Source organism: Variovorax paradoxus, assembly GCF_024734665.1.
In the GTDB taxonomy this organism is placed as follows: domain Bacteria; phylum Pseudomonadota; class Gammaproteobacteria; order Burkholderiales; family Burkholderiaceae_C; genus Variovorax.
Map to the genome: position 1 here is coordinate 2,146,961 of NZ_CP102931.1, position 18,075 is coordinate 2,165,035.

Annotated in this window: 16 protein-coding genes; 12 read left to right on the forward strand and 4 right to left on the reverse strand. The window is 65.9% G+C overall.

Translation table 11 applies throughout. The features are described 5' to 3' along the window. The first annotated feature begins 52 nt into the window (after positions 1 to 52). The 3 genes from NWF24_RS10055 to NWF24_RS10065 all read left to right on the forward strand — a co-directional run bounded on the left by NWF24_RS10055 (position 53) and on the right by NWF24_RS10065 (position 3,467). Complete coding sequence (locus NWF24_RS10055) at positions 53 to 901, forward strand: oxepin-CoA hydrolase, alternative type (protein ID WP_258354039.1); 849 nt, start codon at positions 53 to 55, stop codon at positions 899 to 901. A gap of 98 nt (positions 902 to 999) precedes the next feature. After that, positions 1,000 to 2,496 carry a circularly permuted type 2 ATP-grasp protein gene (locus tag NWF24_RS10060; RefSeq protein ID WP_093050814.1) on the forward strand — a complete coding sequence of 499 codons (1,497 nt, stop codon included), beginning with the start codon at positions 1,000 to 1,002 and terminating at the stop codon, positions 2,494 to 2,496. Positions 2,497 to 2,510: 14 nt separating this feature from the next. Then, positions 2,511 to 3,467, forward strand: coding sequence for an alpha-E domain-containing protein (locus NWF24_RS10065; RefSeq protein WP_093050811.1), 957 nt, complete (start codon positions 2,511 to 2,513; stop codon positions 3,465 to 3,467). Between the two features lie 40 nt (positions 3,468 to 3,507). Here the strand turns inward: NWF24_RS10065 and NWF24_RS10070 are convergent, their stop codons facing one another. Next, complete coding sequence (locus tag NWF24_RS10070) at positions 3,508 to 3,930, reverse strand: Lrp/AsnC family transcriptional regulator (protein ID WP_258355267.1); 423 nt, start codon at positions 3,928 to 3,930, stop codon at positions 3,508 to 3,510. Between the two features lie 146 nt (positions 3,931 to 4,076). Between NWF24_RS10070 and NWF24_RS10075 the strand changes: the two genes are divergently transcribed. Together NWF24_RS10075 and ctlX are read left to right on the forward strand one after the other, a co-directional pair. Further along, positions 4,077 to 5,126: an ornithine cyclodeaminase gene (locus NWF24_RS10075; RefSeq protein ID WP_258354040.1), complete on the forward strand. Its 1,050-nt coding sequence runs from the start codon at positions 4,077 to 4,079 to the stop codon at positions 5,124 to 5,126. Beyond that, positions 5,126 to 6,070, forward strand: coding sequence for a citrulline utilization hydrolase CtlX (gene ctlX / locus NWF24_RS10080; protein ID WP_375338446.1), 945 nt, complete (start codon positions 5,126 to 5,128; stop codon positions 6,068 to 6,070). The genes NWF24_RS10075 and ctlX overlap by 1 nt, the downstream gene beginning before the upstream one ends. Here the strand turns inward: ctlX and NWF24_RS10085 are convergent. From NWF24_RS10085 to NWF24_RS10095, 3 genes are all read right to left on the reverse strand, one after another. After that, entirely contained in the window at positions 6,067 to 7,710 is a 1,644-nt protein-coding gene (locus NWF24_RS10085) for a phosphoethanolamine transferase (protein WP_258354041.1), read from the reverse strand. The genes ctlX and NWF24_RS10085 overlap by 4 nt on opposite strands. Before the next feature lie 95 nt (positions 7,711 to 7,805). Continuing rightward, positions 7,806 to 9,302 (reverse strand): glycerol kinase GlpK, encoded by a 1,497-nt coding sequence (gene glpK / locus NWF24_RS10090; RefSeq protein ID WP_258354042.1) that lies wholly within the window; start codon positions 9,300 to 9,302, stop codon positions 7,806 to 7,808. Positions 9,303 to 9,321: 19 nt separating this feature from the next. Then, the gene (locus NWF24_RS10095) at positions 9,322 to 10,092 is read right to left on the reverse strand and encodes a DeoR/GlpR family DNA-binding transcription regulator (protein WP_258354043.1); all 771 of its coding nucleotides are present in this window, start codon (positions 10,090 to 10,092) and stop codon (positions 9,322 to 9,324) included. A 122-nt stretch (positions 10,093 to 10,214) separates the two neighbouring features. Here NWF24_RS10095 and glpD point away from each other — a divergent pair, with 122 nt between their 5' ends. The 7 genes from glpD to NWF24_RS10130 all read left to right on the forward strand — a co-directional run bounded on the left by glpD (position 10,215) and on the right by NWF24_RS10130 (position 17,908). Then, positions 10,215 to 11,873 (forward strand): glycerol-3-phosphate dehydrogenase, encoded by a 1,659-nt coding sequence (glpD, locus tag NWF24_RS10100; protein WP_258354044.1) that lies wholly within the window; start codon positions 10,215 to 10,217, stop codon positions 11,871 to 11,873. A gap of 24 nt (positions 11,874 to 11,897) precedes the next feature. Continuing rightward, entirely contained in the window at positions 11,898 to 12,971 is a 1,074-nt protein-coding gene (locus NWF24_RS10105) for an ABC transporter ATP-binding protein (RefSeq protein ID WP_258354045.1), read from the forward strand. Positions 12,972 to 12,973: 2 nt separating this feature from the next. Further along, complete coding sequence (locus NWF24_RS10110) at positions 12,974 to 14,044, forward strand: ABC transporter ATP-binding protein (RefSeq protein WP_258354046.1); 1,071 nt, start codon at positions 12,974 to 12,976, stop codon at positions 14,042 to 14,044. Further along, positions 14,041 to 14,931 (forward strand): carbohydrate ABC transporter permease, encoded by an 891-nt coding sequence (locus tag NWF24_RS10115; protein WP_093050786.1) that lies wholly within the window; start codon positions 14,041 to 14,043, stop codon positions 14,929 to 14,931. Before NWF24_RS10110 ends, NWF24_RS10115 begins: the two co-directional genes overlap by 4 nt. Continuing rightward, positions 14,928 to 15,740 carry a carbohydrate ABC transporter permease gene (locus NWF24_RS10120; RefSeq protein ID WP_019656045.1) on the forward strand — a complete coding sequence of 271 codons (813 nt, stop codon included), beginning with the start codon at positions 14,928 to 14,930 and terminating at the stop codon, positions 15,738 to 15,740. The genes NWF24_RS10115 and NWF24_RS10120 overlap by 4 nt, the downstream gene beginning before the upstream one ends. Before the next feature lie 12 nt (positions 15,741 to 15,752). Continuing rightward, positions 15,753 to 16,061, forward strand: a complete 309-nt coding sequence (locus tag NWF24_RS10125; protein WP_093050783.1) for a DUF2160 domain-containing protein — start codon at positions 15,753 to 15,755, stop codon at positions 16,059 to 16,061. A 113-nt stretch (positions 16,062 to 16,174) separates the two neighbouring features. After that, complete coding sequence (locus NWF24_RS10130) at positions 16,175 to 17,908, forward strand: ABC transporter substrate-binding protein (RefSeq protein ID WP_258354047.1); 1,734 nt, start codon at positions 16,175 to 16,177, stop codon at positions 17,906 to 17,908. Positions 17,909 to 18,075: the final 167 nt, after the last annotated feature.

Sequence of the window (18,075 nt, forward strand, 5' to 3'; positions counted from 1 at the left end):
GTATGGACAACCGTCAAGGCCTTCGGTGGGACCTGTTTTCCGGGCATACGCCGTGACGGCCGCTGTTCCGGCCATCACCAGCACGAGCGCCGCGGCTGCGCCCGGCGCGCGGCTCAAGATGCACCGCGAAGGCCCGGTGCTGGTGCTGACGCTGAGCAACCCCGCGGCGCGCAATGCGCTCAATCCGTCGGTCTACCGTGCGGCCGCCAAGGCGATGCGCGCCACCTCGGGCTTTCGCACCGTGCGCGCCATCGTGCTGTGCGGGGAGGGCGACCATTTCAGCGGCGGCGGCGACCTGCGGCGCCTGGCGCGACAACGCAAGCTGCCGGCCGCCGAACAGCATGGCCACATCGATGCGCTGCACGAATGGATCATGGCGATCCAGGAGGCACCCCAGCCCGTCATTGCCGCCGTCGAGGGCGCGGCCATGGGCGGAGGCTTTTCGCTGTGCCTGGCCTGCGACCTGATCGTGGCCGCGGAAGACGCGAAGTTCGCCATGTCCTATGTGAATGTCGGCCTCACGCCTGACGGCGGCGGCACCGATTCGCTGGTGCGCGCGCTGCCGCCGCAGGCCGCCCTCGAAATGCTGCTCGACGGCACGCCCAGCACCGCGAAGCGGCTGCACGAACTGGGCGTGGTCAACAAGGTCGTGCCCCACGGGGAAGCCGGCGCCACCGCGCTTGCCTGGGCGCAGCAGCTCGCGCGCGGCCCGTTCGAGGTGCAGGCGCGCATCAAGCAGCTCGTGTATTCGGCGCGTGGGCGCAGCCGGCGTGAGCAGCTCGACGCCGAGCGCGAATCCTTCCTGGCCAGTCTCTACAGCGACGAGAGCGGGGAGCGCATCAAGGGATTTCTCTCGCCCCGCAAGAGGCAGGCGGCCAGCGAGGAAGGGCCTGAGCGCTGAGCGAAGAAAAAGTCTTCCGGCCCGTCTCCGGCCTTGGCATAAGGGGTTCTACTGGCCCTGAACTTGCTAAGCTATAGCTCAAGGAGATTGGTCGTTCCATGCACAAATTTGACGAGATGTATGAGCAGTTGCCCTATGCGGGGGCTGCAATCCGACAGCACTACAAGCGCTACGACCAATGGCTCGCGAAGCAACCCGGTGAGGTGATGCGTTCGCGGCGCGAAGAGGCGGAATTGATTTTCCGCCGGGTCGGCATCACCTTCGCGGTGTATGGCGCCAAGGACGAGGACGGCTCCGGCACCGAGCGGCTCATCCCGTTCGACCTGCTGCCTCGCATCATTCCCGCTCACGAGTGGGACAGCATGGAAAAAGGGTTGGTGCAGCGTGTCACGGCGCTCAACCGCTTTCTTCACGATGTCTACCATGACCAGGAAATCATCAAGGCCGGCATCATCCCGGCCGAGCAGATCCTGAACAACGCGCAGTTCCGCCCCGAGATGATGGGCGTGAACGTGCCGCACAACGTTTATTCGAACATCTCGGGCATTGACATTGTTCGTGCCCCCGATGCCGACGGCAACGGCGAGTACTACGTGCTCGAAGACAACCTGCGCGTGCCCAGCGGCGTGAGCTACATGCTCGAAAACCGCAAGATGATGATGCGGCTCTTCCCCGAGCTGTTCAACCAGAACCGCATCGCGCCAGTCGCGCACTACCCCGACCTGCTGCTCGAAACGCTGCGCGCCAGCGCGCCGCCGGCCACGGCCGAGCCCACGGTGGTGGTGCTCACGCCCGGCATGTACAACAGCGCCTACTTCGAGCATGCCTTCCTCGCCCAGCAGATGGGTGTGGAACTGGTCGAGGGCCAGGACCTGTTCGTCAAGGACAACTTCGTCTACATGCGTACCACGCGCGGACCGCGGCGCGTCGACGTCATCTACCGCCGCGTGGACGACGACTTCCTCGACCCCGAGGTGTTCCGCCCCACGTCCACGCTCGGTACCGCCGGCCTGATGCGCGCCTACCGCGAAGGCAACGTCGTCATCTGCAATGCAGTGGGCACCGGCGTGGCCGACGACAAGTCGATCTACCCCTACGTGCCGAAGATGGTCGAGTTCTACCTCGGCGAAAAGCCGATCCTGAAGAACGTGCCCACCTACATGTGCCGCAACAAGGACGAGTTGCAATACACGCTCGACAACATGAAGGACCTGGTCGTCAAGGAAGTGCACGGCGCCGGCGGCTACGGCATGCTGATCGGCCCGGCCGCCACGCAGGCCGAAATCGAGGACTTCAAGAAAGCCGTGATCGCCAAGCCTGACGGCTACATCGCCCAGCCCACGCTGAGCCTGTCGACCTCGCCCACCTTCGTCGACGCCGGCATCGCGCCGCGCCACATCGACCTGCGCCCCTTCGTGCTCTCGGGCAGCGAGGTGCAGATGGTGCCCGGCGGCCTCACGCGCGTGGCGCTGAAAGAAGGCTCGCTGGTGGTCAACTCGTCGCAGGGCGGCGGCACCAAGGACACCTGGATTCTCGAAGCCGACCGCGCGCCCAAGCCCAAGGCGGCGCCCGCGCAGTCGCAAAGCCAATCGTAGTAGGAGCACAACCGATGCTGTCTCGCACCGCCGACCATCTCTACTGGATGTCCCGCTACACCGAGCGCGCCGAGAACACGGCGCGCATGCTGGACGTCAACTACCAGACCTCCCTGTTGCCGCAGTCCGCCGAAGTGGCCAAGTACGGCTGGCAGGGCGTGTTGTCCATCAGCGAGCTGCTGCCCTGGTACAACAAGAAGTACGACCAGATCACGCCCCACGACGTGATGGAGTTCATGGTCAAGGACGAGAGCAACGCCTCGTCGATCGTCTCCTGCCTGAAGGCGGCTCGCGAGAACGCACGCGCCGTGCGCGGCGCGCTCACCACCGAAGCCTGGGAAACGCAGAACACCACCTGGCTCGAAGTCAACCGCATGCTGCGCGCAGGCGATTTCGAGCGCGACCCGGGCCAGTTCTTCGAGTGGGTCAAGTTCCGCTCGCACCTGTCGCGCGGCGTCACGCTGGGCACCATGCTGCAGGACGAGGCCTTCTACTTCTCGCGCCTGGGCACCTTCCTGGAACGCGCCGACAACACCGCGCGCCTGGTGGACGTGAAGTTCCACGCGCTGAACAGCGAGTTCTTCGGCGCCGCCACCGAGGAAGACCAAGAGTACGACTTCTATCACTGGAGCGCGATCCTGCGCAGCGTCTCGGCCTTCGAGGTCTACCGCAAGGTGTACCGCGACGTGATCAAGCCCGAGCGCGTGGCCGAGCTGCTGATTCTTCGCGCCGACATGCCGCGCTCGCTGCACGCGAGCCTGGTCGAGGTGGTGAACAACCTCGCGAAGGTGCAGAACGAACAGAGCGCCGAAACGCAGCGCCGCGCTGGCAAGCTGCTGGCCGACCTGCAATACGCGCGGGTCGACGAGATCCTCGCGACCGGCCTGCATGCTTACCTCACGCAGTTCCTCGACCGCGTGAACGAGTTGGGTGGGCGCATCAGTCAGGACTTCCTGGTTCCTGCGCACTGAGGCTGACCGAACGAGGCTGGCGCCGACCGCGCCGCCAGCCTCAGAGCTTGTGCGTCGACAGCAGGATGCTCGTCTCGGTGCTCGAAATGCCTTCGATCTGCCGGATGGCGTTGAGCACCTTGTCGAAGGCTTCGAGCGAGTCGGCGCGCAGTTCGGCCATCAGGTCCCAGCGGCCGTTGGTCGAGTGCAGGGCCACGACGTTGGGGTGACCGCGAAGCACTTGGCTCACGCGTTCGGCGCGGTGCCCCTCGATCTCGATGCTCATGATCGCGCGGATGCGATGCGCCTCCGCTTCGGGCTTCAGCCGCACGGTGTAGCCGACGATGGTTCCGTCGTTCTCCAGCTTGGCAATCCGGTTCTGCACGGTCGCCCGCGCCACGCGAAGCTTCTGGGCCAGTGCCACCACCGGCACGCGCGCGTCGTCGCGCAGCAGGGCAATGAGTTGTCGGTCGATGTCGTCCATTGCCATTTGTCAAATTGCTGATCAGATCGAGCGAAATGTAAGGTTCAAGCGCTAACTTGACAAGTTGGAGGGTTCAATCTGGCACGTCTCCCCGGAACAATCGAAAGACGGCTGCGCGACGCGGCCGGACCGCTCAGGAGACCCCCATGACCCGCTTCATCGACGTTCCCACCATGTCCCGCCTCGTGCAGGAGATTGGCGTGGCCCCCTTCATCGGCGCATTGGCCGACACCATCCGGGAAGACTTCATTCGCTGGCCTGATTTCGACAAATCGGCCCGCGTGGCAAACCACTCGGACATCGGCGTCATCGAGCTGATGCCTGTGTCGAATGCCTCGCGCTATGCCTTCAAGTACGTCAACGGCCATCCGGCCAACACCGGCCGCGGCCTCTACACGGTGATGGCCTTCGGCGTGCTCGCCGATGTCGAGACCGGCTACCCCGTGCTGCTGTCTGAACTGACCCTTGCCACTGCGCTACGCACCAGCGCTACCTCGCTGATGGCGGCGCGCGCATTGGCGCGGCCCGGCGCCCGCCGCATGGCGCTCATCGGCAACGGCGCGCAGAGCGAATTCCAGGCATTGGCCTTTCACTGTCACTTGGGCATCGAGGAAATTGCCGTGTACGACATCGACGCCCACGCCACCGACAAGCTGGTGCGCAACCTCTCGGCCTTTCCGTCGCTCAAGATCATTCGTGCCGGCTCCACGGCGCAGGCCGTGCGCGGCGCCGACATCGTGACGACCGTGACTGCCGACAAGGCCTGCGCCACCATCATCACGCCGGACATGATCGAGCCGGGCATGCACCTGAACGCGGTCGGCGGCGATTGCCCCGGCAAGACCGAGCTGCATGCCGACGTGCTGCGCGGCGCGCGCGTGTTCGTCGAATACGAGCCGCAGACGCGCATCGAGGGCGACATCCAGCAGTTGCCGAAAGACTCCCCCGTGGTCGACCTGTGGCGCGTGCTGGCCGGCATGGCAGCGGGGCGCGAAAGCGCCGAACAGGTCACGGTGTTCGATTCGGTCGGCTTCGCGCTGGAGGACTACGCCACCTTGCGCTATGTGCACGAACAGGCCGAGCGCCGCAACCTTGGCGTGGACGTCGAGCTGGTGCCCCGGGCCGATGACCCGAAGGACCTGTTTCGCCACACGCGCAGCGGCGCCTCGCGTGCGGTCATCCGAAGGGTGGCTTGATGATGCCGGCCGCGATCCGCTCCGTTCAGGCGCCGGCCGCCGTGGTCATGGTCCGTCCGCACAGGTTCACGCCGAATCCGGAGACTGCTGCCGACAACGCGTTCCAGACCGCAGCCGCCAAGGAGGCCGCGCAGGCCGTGGCCGATGCCGCCTATCGCGAGGTGACTGCAGCCGTCGAGCGGCTCGAAGCCGAAGGCGTGCGCGTGCATCTGTTCGAAGACCGGGGAGAGCACGACACGCCGGACTCGGTCTTTCCCAACAACTGGTTCTCTACCCACCCGGGCGGGCATGTCGCCATCTACCCGATGCATTCGCCGAGCCGCCGCCGCGAGCGCCGCGCCGACGTGATCGAGATGCTCAAGTCCAACTACCGGGTGCAGGACGTCATCGACTATTCCGGCCTCGAGCACGACGGCCTGTTTCTCGAAGGCACCGGCGCGATGGTGCTCGACCACCTGGCGCGAGTGGCCTACACGGCTCGTTCCAACCGGGCCGATGCGGTGGCGCTGGAGCGTTTCAGCACGCACTTCAATTTCGAGCCGATGCTGGTGGACACGGCCGATGAAGCCGGCCGGCCGATCTATCACACCAATGTGCTGATGTGCGTGGCCACGGCGTTTGCGTTGGTCGGCTTCGACATGATCCCGGATGCTCGTCGTGCGGCCGAGGTGCGCGCCCGGCTGGAGGAATCGGGGCGCGAAGTCATCGCGCTCACGGCCGGGCAGATTGCCGAGTTCGCAGGCAATGCAATCGAGCTGTCAGGCCGCGATGGCCGCGTGCTCGCGCTGTCGCAGCGCGCCTTCTGCAGCCTGAGCAGCCAGCAGAAGGCTGTCATCGAACGGTCCGCGCGGCTGGTTCCGCTGCCGGTTCCGACCATCGAGATGGCGGGCGGATCGGTGCGCTGCATGATCGCCGGCATTCATCTGTCGCCCCGGCACGGCTAGCGCGAGAAGGATTCGACGGCCACTGGAATCGTGGGCGCCTGCCAGCGGTAGGCATCCTGCAGCACATCGCGTTCTGGCTTCTGCCCGTTCCACTGGATGTGCAGCAGGTCCATCAGCGTCCAGCCCGACCAGTCTGCGCGAAACGGTTGTTGCTGCGCCGCGGCCGACGACAGCGGTTGCTGGTTGCGCCACACCACGGCCGGAATGCGATAGCCCGAGGCGGTCGCCGGGCTGTGCCCCGCGCGGTCGCTCACGTGGCCTACCTCCTGCCCGTGGTCCGACAGGTACATCCACGCGCGGTAGTCGCCCGGCTTGCCAGTGCTGCGCGTCTGCTGCAGCAGCTCGGACACCACGAAGTCGTGATACAGCAGCGCGGCGTCGTATTCCTGGCGGAAGCGGCGCACCCAGGCCGAGCGGCCGTCTTTCACGAGGCCGTTCTCGACCGCATCCACATCGTCGTCGAAGGGGTTGGCGTTGGCTGGAAAGCGCAGGCTGTAGTGCGGATGCGCGCCCATCAGATGAACCACGATCAGCTTGCGGTCGGTGCTCGTATCGGCCAGCGCCTCCTGCATGCAGTCGAGGATCTCGCCGTCCAGCGAGGCACTGGCGCGGCCGGGCGTGCGGTTGACCATGTCGACCACATCGGCGAGGCGCGCATGCTGCTGCTCGATGGCGAGGTCGTCGTGGTTGCTGATCCACCAGACCTTGTAGCCGGCGGCGCGCGCCAGGGCCAGAAGGTGCGGCGGGTTCTCGCTCTCGGGCAGGCCGAAGTGGAACATGTTGCGCAGCGCGGGCAGGGTGCTTGCGTCGACGGACCAGGCGTTCTTCAGCACCGCCATCTGGTCGCCGGTCTGCGCCTTGTGCGCCAGCAGGCGCGGCGTGGTCGGGCGGCCGTAGCCATACAGCGCCATGTTGTCGCGGTTGATGCTGTCGGTGATGACCAGCACCACAGTGGAAGGGCCAGCCTGCGATATCACTGGCGCGATGCCTTTGGCCTGCGCCATCAGGCGGTCGCGCTGCTTCTGCTGGTCGCCCCAGGCGGTGCGCAGCGTGTGAACGGAATCTGCCCACTGCGTCCAGAAGATCGCGGGATGCAGCCGGCGCCAGGGCTTGCTTGCGTAGGCCACGCATGCGACGAGAAGCAGCAGTGCGACAAGCGCCACGACCCATCGAGCAGGCCGTGCTGATGCAGTCGCCGCATCGGCTACAGCGCCGCGCCGCGCGAACATGCCCACGAGCACGCCCGCCACGACCAGCGCGGCACACCACACCGCAGCCGAGCGCCAATGCATCCACAGGTATTCGGAGCCCTCGCGCGCATTGGTGTTGGCCGCTGCGCCCAGCACCATCGCAGCGTCGGGCGCGGCCTGGTAGGCGTCGAGCAGATAGGCGCGCACCGCGCCGTCGAGCGCGAAGCCCATGGCCCAGAGCCAGACCAGCAGCGTGCGCATGCGCCGCATCCGCGCGCTGCGCAACGGCCAGGCAAGCCACAGCACCATCGGCATTGCAAGCACCGCGAGCTGTGCCATGCGGCGGCCGTCGTGGCCCAGCGCGATGAGCGCCAGCAGCGTTGCGCCCACCACGCCGCAGGCGAGCAGCGCGTTGCGCGACGGAGAGACTTCGTTGGTTGGAGTGGTCAAGCAGGCAGCGCGGCAAGTCGGGGGCGGGCGCATTCTGCCCCGGGGCTCACACTGCTGACCTCAGTGCCCCGATGGTGGCGAGGTCTTTTGGAGCATCAGGTCGCAGTGGCTTGCCGCACCGCGCGCTCCCAGCGCGCCATCGATTCCTCGGCCTGCGCGCGGCCCATGGTCGGCATGAAGCGGCGCTCGATCTTCCACAGCTTCGAGAGCTGGCGCGCGTCGGTGTAGACGCCGGTCGACAAGCCTGCGAGGTAGGCGGCGCCCAGCGCGGTGGTCTCGATCACTTCGGGCCGCACCACCGGAATGCCCAGCAGGTCGGCCTGGAACTGCATCAGCAGGTCGTTCACGCTCGCGCCGCCGTCCACGCGCAGCTCGGCCACGGGTTTGCCGCCGGCGGCCACCGCGTCGCGGCTCATGGCCTGCAGCAGCGCGGCGCTCTGGTAGGCGATGCTTTCGAGTGCGGCGCGCGCGATGTGCGCGACCGTGGTGCCGCGCGTGAGGCCGGTGATGGTGCCTCGCGCATCCGCATCCCAGTAGGGCGCGCCGAGGCCGGTGAAGGCCGGCACCATCATCACGCCGCCAGCATCGGGCACGCTCTCGGCCAGCGACTGCACTTCGGCGCTGCCCTTGATGGCTTTGAGGCCGTCGCGCAGCCACTGCACCACGGCGCCGCCGACGAACACGCTGCCTTCCATGGCGTACTGCGGCGTCGCATCGGCCTGTGCGGCGCTGGTCACGAGCAGGCCGTTGTGCGAGGGCTGGAAGGCGCCGCCCGTGTGCATCAGCAGGAAACAGCCGGTGCCGTAGGTGTTCTTCGCCATGCCGGCCTCGAAGCAGGCCTGGCCGAAGAGGGCGCTCTGCTGGTCGCCGGCCACGCCGCCGATGGGCAGCGTATGGCCCAGCAGCGCTGCATCGGTGTCGGCGAAGTGCGAGCTCGAGGGCTGCACCTTCGGCATCAGCGCGGCGGGAATGTCGAGCGCCTTCAGCAGATCGGCATCCCACTCGTTGCTGTGCACGTTGAAGAGCATGGTGCGCGAGGCGTTGCTCACGTCGGTCACGTGCACCTTGCCGCCGGTGAGCTGCCACATGAGCCAGCTGTCGACCGTGCCGAAGGCCAGTTCGCCGCGCTCGGCCTGCGCGCGCGCGCCGGGCACGTTGTCGAGCAGCCAGCGCAGCTTGGTACCGGAAAAGTACGCGTCGATCACCAGCCCGGTCTTCTCGCGGATGGTGTCTGTCATGCCCTCGTCGCGCAGCCTTGCGCACAAAGGCTCGGCGCGGCGGTCCTGCCAGACGATGGCGTGGTGCACCGGCTGGCCCGTCTTGCGGTTCCACAGCACGGTGGTCTCGCGCTGGTTGGTGATGCCGATGGCGTGGATGTCGGTGGGCTTGAGTTTCGCCTTGGCAAGTACCTCGCGCGCGGTGGCGAGCTGGCTGCGCCAGATTTCCATCGGGTCGTGCTCGACCCAGCCTGGCTGCGGGTAGATCTGCGTCAGCTCTTTCTGCGCGATGGCGACGATGTGGCCTTCGCGGTCGAACACGATGCTGCGCGAGCTGGAAGTGCCTTGGTCGAGGGCGAGCAGGTAGGTGGTCATTCGTTCGTGTTCTTTCTTGTCAGTTCTCGCGCGCGATCTCGAGGCGCACCTGGGCGGTGTGCAGCAGGTCGGCGAATGGCGCCGGCGGCTCGGCATCGGTGAACAGCCGGTCGATCTGCGAGAGCGTGCCCAGCTGGATCATTGCCGGCCGGTTGAACTTGCTGGCGTCCGCCGCGAGCCACACCTCGCGCGCCTGCGCGATGATGGTTTGCGCCACCTTCACCTCGCGCAGGTCGAAGTCGCGCAGCGATCCGTCGGCCTCGATGCTCGACACGCCGATCAGCGCAATGTCGACCTTGAACTGGCGAATGAAGTCGATGGTGGCCTCGCCCACGATCGCGCGGTCGCGCGGTCGCACCGAGCCGCCCGCCACGATCACTTCGCACGAGGTGTTGCCGCTCAGGATGGTGGCCACGTTCAGGTTGTTGGTGATCACGCGCAGGCCCGTGTGGCGCAGCAGCGCCTTGGCGATGGCCTCGGTGGTGGTGCCGATGTTGAGGATCAGCGAGCAGTCGTTGGGCACCAGCTCCGCCACGCGGCGGGCGATGCGCGCCTTGCCTTCGGCGTGCAGGGTCTCGCGCTGCTGGTAGCCGATGTTCTCCGTGGTCGAGCTGGGCACGCGCACGCCGCCGTGAAAGCGCGTGAGCAGGCCCTCGTCGGCCAGCCGCTGCACGTCGCGCCGCACCGTTTGCAGGGTGACGCCGAGCATGTCGGCCAGTTGCTCGACGGTGACGGAGCCGCGCGCGCGCACGGTGTCCAGGAGGTTGATCTGGCGCGGGTTGGAGTTCACAGGGGCGTCGTGGAAAGCAGGAAGACTGCGACCGAGGGTACAGAGCGCGCCACTTTAAAGCGAAAGAAAACGAAGACGAGTAAGGGAAAACTCGGAGGAAAATCGCGCCAAAAGGAATCCAAATGAAAAGACGCGAAAATACAATGGCCGCCGTTAGTGACCAAAGTCACGCTTCAACGGACCCAATTTCTGTGAGCGATTTCTCTTCCATTTCGCCCGCGCCGGCCACCGATTGCGACGTGCTCATCGTCGGCGGCGGCATCAACGGCTGCGGCATCGCGCGCGACCTCGCGGGCCGCGGCTGGCGCGTGGTGCTGTGCGAAAAGGACGATCTCGCCTCGCACACTTCGTCTTCTTCCACCAAGCTGATCCACGGCGGGCTGCGCTACCTCGAGTACTACGAGTTCTCGCTGGTGCGCAAGGCGCTGCAGGAGCGCGAGGTGCTGCTCAAGAGCGCCCCGCACATCATGTGGCCGCTGCGCTTCGTGATGCCGCACGACCCTTCGATGCGCCCGGCCTGGATGATCCGCATTGGCCTGTTCATGTACGACCACCTAGCTAAGCGCGAGGTGCTGCCGGCTTCGCGCAGCGTCGATCTGCGCCGCCACGCCGCAGGCAAGCCGCTGAAGGACCAATACAAGCGCGGCTTCATCTACTCGGACGGCTGGGTCGACGATGCGCGCCTCGTGGTGCTGAACGCGCTCGACGCAAAGGCGCGTGGCGCCGAAGTGCTGACCCGCACGCGCTGCGTGCACGCCCAGCGAGACGCCGACGGCTGGACTGCCACGCTGCAGGGCGCCGACGGCAACAAGCGCACGCTGCGCGCCCGCGCGGTGGTCAATGCCGCAGGGCCGTGGGCCGAATCCTTCCTGCGAGGTGTCGCGCAGTCGGCCAAGGGCGAGGCGCTGGCCACCAAGAGCCTGCGGCTCGTGAAGGGCAGCCACATCGTGGTGCCACGCCTGTTCGAGCACGACCACGCCTACATCTTCCAGAACCCCGACAAGCGGATCATCTTTGCTATTCCCTACCAGGGCGAGTTCACGCTGATCGGCACCACCGACATCGAACTCACCGGCGACGACCCCGGCGCCGCGCGCATCGCACAGGAAGAAATCGACTACCTCTGCACCCAGGCCAGCCGCTACTTCGAGAAGCCCATCGTGCCGGCCGACGTGGTTTGGACCTACTCGGGCGTGCGCCCGCTGCTCGACGACGACTCGGGCGACCCATCGGCCGTCACGCGCGACTACATGCTCGAATCGAACACCACCGCCGCGCCGCTGCTGTCGGTATGGGGCGGCAAGATCACCACCTTCCGCAAGCTGGCCGAGGACGCGGCCGACGAGGTGGGCAGGATGCTGGGCCAGTCGAGCGCGCAGCGCCCGGCCTGGACCGATGGCGCCTTTCTCGCGGGCGGTGACCTGTCGGCATGGATCGGCGCCGCGAAGCGGCCCGACGACGATTTCGAACGCTTCGTGTCGGCCGTGCAAACCAGGTATCCGTGGCTCTACGGCCATCTGGCTCGCCGCCTCGCGCGGGGCTACGGCGCCCGCATAGCGGAGTTGCTGGGCGACGCGAAGTCCTTTTCCGACCTGGGCGACGAAGTGGCGCCGGGCCTGTACGAGCGCGAACTACGCTTCCTGCAGGACCACGAATGGGCCGTGAGCGCGGAAGACGTGCTCTGGCGGCGCTCCAAGCTGGGGCTGCACTACACGCCCGAAGAGCGCGAGCAGGTCGCGCGCTGGCTGCTGCTGCAGCCAGTCCGCGTCGACAACAACTAGACGAACACAAGGGAAAGAGCGCCAATGCAACTGACACTGGAGCGCGTCACCAAGAAGGTGGGTGCGCAGACATGGCTCTACGAGCAGAGCATCGCGCCCAGGAGCGGCGCGGTCACCGTGCTGCTGGGCGCGACGCAGGCCGGCAAGACCAGCCTCATGCGGCTGATGGCGGGGCTCGACACGCCCACGGAAGGCAAGGTGCTGGTCGACGGCAAGGACGTGACCGGCATGCCCGTGCGCGAACGCAATGTCGCGATGGTCTACCAGCAGTTCATCAACTACCCCTCGCTCAAGGTGGCGGACAACATCGCCTCGCCGCTCAAGCTGCGCGGTGAGTCGAATATCGATGCGCGTGTGAAGGCGCTGGCCGACAAGCTGCACATCGGCATGTTCCTCGACCGCTATCCAGCCGAGCTCTCGGGCGGCCAGCAGCAGCGCGTGGCGCTGGCGCGCGCGCTCGCCAAGAACGCACCGCTGATGCTGCTCGACGAACCACTGGTCAACCTCGACTACAAGCTGCGCGAAGGCCTGCGCGAAGAACTCACGCAGCTCTTCGCCACCGGCGATTCGACCGTGATCTACGCGACCACCGAACCTGGTGAAGCCTTGCTGCTCGGCGGCTACACAGCTGTGATGGATGCTGGCGAGCTGCTGCAGTACGGCCCGACGGCCGAGGTTTTCCATGCGCCGCAGTCGCTGCGCGTGGCACGCGCCTTCAGCGATCCGCCGATGAACCTGCTGGCCGGCACGGCCACCGCCGGTAAGGTGCAACTGGCCGGCGGCCCCGCGCTGGCTCTGGCCGTGCCTGAAAGCGTTGCAGGCACCGTCACGGTCGGCCTGCGCGCGAGCGCACTGAACGTGGATGCGGGGCAGGGCGACATCGCCTTGCCCGGCAAGGTGGAGCTGGCCGAAATCTCGGGCTCCGACACCTTCGTGCACGTCGAGACGGCGGTGGGCGAACTGGTGGCGCAGCTCACCGGTGTGCACCGCTTCGAGCTGGGTGCTTCGATCACGCTGTATTTCAGCGCGTCGCAAGCCTATGTGTTCGATGCCAGCGAAAAGCTGGCGCTCGCGCCGGCATGGCGCAAAGGAAGCTAGTCATGGCACGCATCGACCTCGACCTGGCCCACGCCTATCGCCCCAACCCCACGCAGGACAGCGACTATGCGCTGCTGCCGCTGAAGATGAGCTTCCGCGACGGCGGGGCGTATGCCTTGCTCGGCCCCTCGGGCTGCGGCAAGACGACCATGCTGAACATCATCTCGGGCCTGCTTGTGCCCTCGCAAGGCACGGTTACCTTCGACGGCCGCGACATGACGCGCGCCACGCCGCAGGAACGCAACATCGCACAGGTGTTCCAGTTTCCGGTGATCTACGACACCATGACCGTGGCCGAGAACCTCGCGTTCCCGCTGCGCAACCGCAAGGTGCCGGCCGACCAGATCAAGAAGCGCGTGGGCGAGATTGCCGAGATGCTCGACATGAGCGGGCAGCTCAACCAGCGCGCCGCCGGCCTCGCGGCCGACGCCAAGCAGAAGATCTCTCTCGGGCGCGGGCTGGTGCGCAGCGACGTGTCGGCGGTGCTGTTCGATGAGCCGCTCACCGTGATCGACCCGCACCTGAAGTGGCAGCTGCGCCGCAAGCTCAAGCAGATCCATCGCGAGCTGAAGCTCACGCTGATCTACGTGACGCACGACCAGGTCGAGGCGCTCACCTTCGCTGAAGAAGTGGTGGTGATGACGCGCGGCAAGGCTGTGCAGGTGGGCAGTGCCGAAGCGCTGTTCGAGCGGCCCGCCCACACTTTCGTCGGGCATTTCATCGGCTCGCCGGGCATGAACTTCCTGTCCGCGAAGAGCGCGAACGGAACCATCGAGGTTGCGGGCACGCCGTTGGTGCCCACGCGCGAACTGCCGCAGGGGCCGCTGAAGATCGGCATCCGTCCCGAGTACCTGCGCCTGTCCAACGCGGGCGCCGCCGGTGCCGTGCCGGCCGTGGTGAAGCAGGTGCAGGACGTGGGTACGCACGTGATGCTGAGCGTGGTGGCCGACGGCAGCGTGCTGAAGGTGCGGCTGCATTCGGATGACCAGCCGCCGGCAGCGGGAGACACCGTGTGGGTGCGAGTGCTCGACACGCACACCTGCTATTACAAAGACGAGGAACTGGTCGCATGAACGCCACCAACAAACCGATCAACCAGAAGGCGTGGTGGCTGGTGCTGCCGGTGCTCATCTGCGTTGCGTTCTCGGCCATCGTGCCGCTCATGACGGTGGTCAACTACTCGGTGCAGGACATCATCTCGCCCGAGCGCCGCGTCTTCGTCGGCACCGAATGGTTCGCCTCGGTGATGCGCGACGACGAGCTGCACGAGGCGCTGTGGCGCCAGCTGGGCTTCTCGCTGTCGGTGCTGCTGGTCGAGATCCCGCTGGGCATCGGCCTTGCGCTGTCGATGCCGGCCAAGGGCTGGAAGTCGTCGGCGGTGCTGGTGGTGGTGGCGCTGTCGCTGCTGATTCCCTGGAACGTGGTCGGCACCATCTGGCAGATCTACGGCCGTGCCGACATCGGCCTGCTGGGCCACGCGCTGCAGACGATGGGCATCGAATACAACTACACCGGCAGCGCCACCGACGCGTGGCTCACCGTGCTGGTGATGGATGTGTGGCACTGGACGCCGCTGGTGGCGCTGCTGTGCTACGCGGGCCTGCGCTCGATTCCCGATGCCTACTACCAGGCTGCGCGCATCGACGGCGCGAGCAAGTTCGCAGTGTTCCGCTTCATCCAGCTGCCCAAGATGCGCGGCGTGCTGATGATCGCGGTGCTGCTGCGATTCATGGACAGCTTCATGATCTACACCGAGCCCTTCGTGCTGACGGGCGGTGGGCCGGGCAACGCGACCACCTTCCTGAGCCAGTACCTCACGCAGAAGGCGGTGGGGCAGTTCGACCTGGGGCCGGCCGCTGCCTTCTCGCTGATCTATTTCCTCATCATCCTGTTGTTCTGCTTTGTGCTCTACAACTGGATGCAGCGGGTCGGCACGCAGGAAGCGGAGGTGGAGAAATGAACGAGAAGAGATTTCACAAGCGCAGCATCTTCCTGGTGCTGTACATCCTGTTCGCGCTGTTGCCCATCTACTGGATGATCAACATGAGCTTCAAGACGAACGAGGAGATCCTGTCGAGCTTCTCGTTCTTTCCGCAGCAGCTCACCTGGGCCAACTACGCGCGCATCTTCACCGACGAGTCGTGGTACTCGGGCTACATCAACAGCCTGATCTACGTGGCGATCAACACGGTGATCTCGCTCACCGTGGCACTGCCTGCGGCCTATGCGTTCTCGCGCTATTCGTTCCTGGGCGACAAGCACGTGTTCTTCTGGCTGCTGACCAACCGCATGACGCCGCCCGCGGTGTTCCTGCTGCCGTTCTTCCAGCTGTACAGCACGGTCGGCCTGATGGATACACACCTGGGCGTGGCGCTGGCGCATCTGCTGTTCAACGTGCCGCTGGCGGTGTGGATCCTGGAAGGCTTCATGAGCGGCATTCCGCGCGAGATCGACGAGACGGCGTACATCGACGGCTATTCGTTCCCGCGCTTCTTCCTCACCATCTTCCTGCCGCTCATCAAGGCCGGCGTGGGCGTGGCGGCGTTCTTCTGCTTCATGTTCAGCTGGGTCGAGCTGCTGCTGGCGCGCACGCTCACCAGCGTGAACGCCAAGCCCATCGTGGCGACGATGACGCGCACGGTGAGTGCCTCGGGCATGGACTGGGCAACGTTGGCTGCGGCCGGCGTGCTGACCATCGTGCCGGGCGCCATCGTCATCTGGTTCGTGCGCCATTACATCGCGAAGGGTTTCGCGATGGGTCGTGTTTAAGGAGGCCGAGAGATGTTCGACTGGATGGTCTGGACCACCCCGGTGGCCGTGTTCTTCATCTGCATCGCGCTCATGCTGGTCGGCATGACGGTGTGGGAGTTCAAGTCGCCCACCACGCTGCGGCGCGGCTGGCTGCCGATGGCCACCACGCGCGGCGACCGGCTCTTCATCGGGCTGCTGTCGGCGGCGTACCTGAACCTGGTCTTCATCGGCCTGGCCGGCAAGTTCCAGGAGTGGTTCAGCCTGGAGGCCGAGCCTTCGATCTGGATCAGCTTCGTGCTGTCGATGGGCCTGCTTGCGCTCGTGATGCGCAAGGGCTGAGCGGGCACCGCCTTTCGCCTTATTCGTTCAACCGAATGCGTTCCGGCTCTCCGCCTCCCCGGAGCCGTGATCGAACACAACACCGGGGAAGCAACAACCGAGGAGACAACTTCATGAAGATGCGCTACACGGCATTGGCACTGGCAGCGGCGATGTTCGCCGCGCACGGTGCGGCAACGGCCGGCGAGGCTGAAGCCAAGAAATGGATCGACAGCGAGTTCCAGCCATCTACCTTGTCCAAGGACAAGCAGATGGAGGAAATGAAATGGTTCATCGATGCGGCCAAGAAGCTGCAGGCCAAGGGCGTGAAGGAGGTGTCCGTCGTCTCCGAAACCCTGACCACCCACGAGTACGAATCGAAGACGCTGGCCAAGGCCTTCGAGGAAATCACCGGCATCAAGGTCAAGCACGACCTGATCCAGGAAGGCGACGTGGTCGAGAAGCTGCAGACCTCGATGCAGTCGGGCAAGTCGATCTATGACGGCTGGGTGTCCGACTCCGACCTGATCGGCACGCACTACCGCTACGGCAAGATCATGTCGCTGACCGAGTACATGGGCGGCGCGGGCAAGGAGTTCACCAACCCGGGCCTCGACCTGAAGGACTTCATCGGCACCAGCTTCACCACCGCCCCCGACGGCCAGCTCTACCAGCTGCCCGACCAGCAGTTCGCCAACCTGTACTGGTTCCGCGCCGACCTGTTCGCGCGCAAGGACCTGCAGGACAAGTTCAAGGCCAAGTACGGCTACGACCTGGGCGTGCCGCTCAACTGGAGCGCCTACGAAGACATCGCCGAGTTCTTCAGCGTCGACGTGAAGACCATCGACGGCAAGCCGATCTATGGCCACATGGACTACGGCAAGAAGGATCCGTCGCTGGGCTGGCGCTTCACCGATGCGTGGCTGTCGATGGCCGGCTCCGCCGACAAGGGCATCCCCAACGGCATGCCGATCGACGAATGGGGCATCCGCGTTGCCGCCGACAAGTGCACGCCCACGGGCGCTTCGGTGTCGCGTGGCGGCGCCACCAACTCGCCGGCCGCCGTGTACGCGCTCACCAAGTACATCGACTGGATGAAGAAGTACGCGCCCAAGGAAGCCATGGGCATGACCTTCGGCGAATCCGGTCCGGTGCCGGCGCAGGGCCAGATCGCCCAGCAGATCTTCTGGTACACGGCCTTCACCGCCGACATGACCAAGAAGGGCCTGCCCGTGGTGAACGACGACGGCTCGCCGAAGTGGCGCATGGCCCCCGGCCCGAACGGTCCGTACTGGAAGCAGGGCATGCAGAACGGCTACCAGGACGTGGGTTCGTGGACCTTCTTCAAGGGCCATGACGCCAACAAGACGGCGGCAGCCTGGCTCTACGCGCAGTTCATCACCGCCAAGACCACCTCGCTGAAGAAGTCGATCACTGGCCTGACCTTCATCCGCGACAGCGACATCCGCTCGGACTACTTCACGCAGAACGCCAACAAGTACGGCGGCCTGATCGAGTTCTACCGCAGCCCGGCGCGCGTGGCCTGGACCCCGACCGGCACCAACGTGCCCGACTATCCGAAGCTCGCGCAGCTCTGGTGGAAGAACGTGGCCGAGGCCGTCACGGGCGAGAAGACCCCGCAGAAGGCAATGGACAACCTGGCCGACGAGATGGACAACGTGATGGCCCGCCTCGAGCGCGCCGGCATGGCCCATTGCGCGCCCAAGCTCAACCCCAAGGGCGACCCGGCCAAGTACCTGAGCGACGACCACGCCCCGTGGAAGAAGCTGGCCAACGAAAAGCCGAAGGGTGAGACCATCGACTACAACAAGCTGCTGACCGCCTGGAAGGAAGGCAAGGTGCGCTGAGCCTCCCTCTCGCGCCGAGACAGGGGCCGTGCCGCAAGGTGCGGCCCTTTTTTCTTGTTCTTTTTCCGCATCGCCGGCCATTTGACCGATTCGACCGTCTGATTGCCGCGACGCCATGACCATTGGCAGATGCGTTCGCTACAGGCATCGCGTACATTCGACGGCCC

Coding starts and splice junctions, on each gene's coding strand:
- NWF24_RS10060 (WP_093050814.1), top strand. CDS start 1,000: ATGCACAAATTTGACGAGATGTATGAGCAGTTGCCCTATGCGGGGGCT.
- NWF24_RS10065 (WP_093050811.1), top strand. CDS start 2,511: ATGCTGTCTCGCACCGCCGACCATCTCTACTGGATGTCCCGCTACACC.
- NWF24_RS10070 (WP_258355267.1), bottom strand. CDS start 3,930: ATGGACGACATCGACCGACAACTCATTGCCCTGCTGCGCGACGACGCG.
- NWF24_RS10075 (WP_258354040.1), top strand. CDS start 4,077: ATGACCCGCTTCATCGACGTTCCCACCATGTCCCGCCTCGTGCAGGAG.
- ctlX (WP_375338446.1), top strand. CDS start 5,126: ATGATGCCGGCCGCGATCCGCTCCGTTCAGGCGCCGGCCGCCGTGGTC.
- glpK (WP_258354042.1), bottom strand. CDS start 9,302: ATGACCACCTACCTGCTCGCCCTCGACCAAGGCACTTCCAGCTCGCGC.
- glpD (WP_258354044.1), top strand. CDS start 10,215: ATGAAAAGACGCGAAAATACAATGGCCGCCGTTAGTGACCAAAGTCAC.
- NWF24_RS10105 (WP_258354045.1), top strand. CDS start 11,898: ATGCAACTGACACTGGAGCGCGTCACCAAGAAGGTGGGTGCGCAGACA.
- NWF24_RS10110 (WP_258354046.1), top strand. CDS start 12,974: ATGGCACGCATCGACCTCGACCTGGCCCACGCCTATCGCCCCAACCCC.
- NWF24_RS10115 (WP_093050786.1), top strand. CDS start 14,041: ATGAACGCCACCAACAAACCGATCAACCAGAAGGCGTGGTGGCTGGTG.
- NWF24_RS10120 (WP_019656045.1), top strand. CDS start 14,928: ATGAACGAGAAGAGATTTCACAAGCGCAGCATCTTCCTGGTGCTGTAC.
- NWF24_RS10125 (WP_093050783.1), top strand. CDS start 15,753: ATGTTCGACTGGATGGTCTGGACCACCCCGGTGGCCGTGTTCTTCATC.
- NWF24_RS10130 (WP_258354047.1), top strand. CDS start 16,175: ATGAAGATGCGCTACACGGCATTGGCACTGGCAGCGGCGATGTTCGCC.